Here is a 1,210-nt window from a genome sequence, read left to right on the forward strand (position 1 = left end):
TTACTGATTACTGATTACTGATTACTGATTACTGATTACTGATTACTGATTACTGATTACTGGATCATAAACTAGTAAAGATAAATTAAAGCATGACCGAAAGAGGGAAAAAGATATTTCTTGCTATTTGTATAATTACTCCTTTCCTGCTGTATTGCGTTTATTATTATTCGATTATGGTGAAAAATGCGCCATACAGGTTTTCAGATTTTGAATCCATCACATTTAATTACGGACTAGGAGACAGCCTGGTCAATAAATTTAATTCCAGAACAGGCGACTATCAGTATGTTAACAGCCGTGATTCTACGATAAAAACAAAGGTTAAGTTACGTAAGGACGATCTGCTTTATCTGCATAGAAAAGCTGCTGAACTAGGATTCTGGAATTTCCCTGAAGAGATCTCCGGGAAAGGTAATCCCAGCCATAGTACGAATTCACCGCATTACTATATCGAATTCAGATATAAGGGAAAAGCAAAGCATGTTCTTTTTGATGCTCAGAATGACGAAAGCCCCAAACTTAATGATGCCGCTAAGTCTCTGATCACCGAAATTAGCAATATGATTAATGATACAAGGGATAGGGATTTAAAATAGGACGGAGGTCGGAAGTCAGATTTCGGACAACAACCAATATATATTACTATTACAGAAGTCTTGGATCTTGGCTCTTGGTTCTTGGTTCTTGATTCTTCTTTTGTTTTTATTTTACAAACTAATTCCTATATTTGCACCTCATTTAAAAAATCAATTAATAATGTACGCAATAGTAAATATAGCCGGACAGCAATTTAAAGTTGCTAAAGACCAATATCTTTTTGTACACCGTTTACAAGGAGATGAAGGCGCTAGTATTGAATTTGACAACGTGTTATTGGCAGAAAATGGTGGTAAATTCTCGATCGGTGCTGATGCATTGAAGGGAGCCAAAGTTTCTGCTAAGATCTTGTCTCATTTAAAAGGTGAAAAAGTGATCGTTTTCAAGAAGAAACGCCGTAAGGGTTACAAAAAGAAAAACGGACACCGTCAGCAATTCACGAAAATAGAGATCACAGGGATCACTTTATAAGTTATACGTTATAAGTTATAAGTAATAAGTTTTTAATCTAGTTTAAAATCCTGAATTGGCGACAATTCATAAACATAAAGTATAATGGCACATAAAAAAGGAGCCGGTAGTTCCAGAAACGGTCGCGAGTCACATAGCA

Annotated in this window: 2 protein-coding genes; both read left to right on the top strand. The window is 35.5% G+C overall.

Features of this window, described 5'->3' with window-relative positions:
• The first annotated feature begins 92 nt into the window (after window positions 1-92).
• The gene (locus tag WKF69_RS06000) at window positions 93-599 is read left to right on the top strand and encodes a hypothetical protein (RefSeq protein WP_340380373.1); all 507 of its coding nucleotides are present in this window, start codon (window positions 93-95) and stop codon (window positions 597-599) included.
• 160 nt (window positions 600-759) lie between these two features.
• Entirely contained in the window at window positions 760-1,071 is a 312-nt protein-coding gene (rplU, locus tag WKF69_RS06005; RefSeq protein WP_340380375.1) for a 50S ribosomal protein L21, read from the top strand.
• The last annotated feature ends 139 nt before the right edge of the window (window positions 1,072-1,210 follow it).

Origin of the sequence: Daejeonella sp. (genome assembly GCF_037719425.1) — a bacterium.
Classification (GTDB): Bacteria; Bacteroidota; Bacteroidia; order Sphingobacteriales; family Sphingobacteriaceae; genus Daejeonella.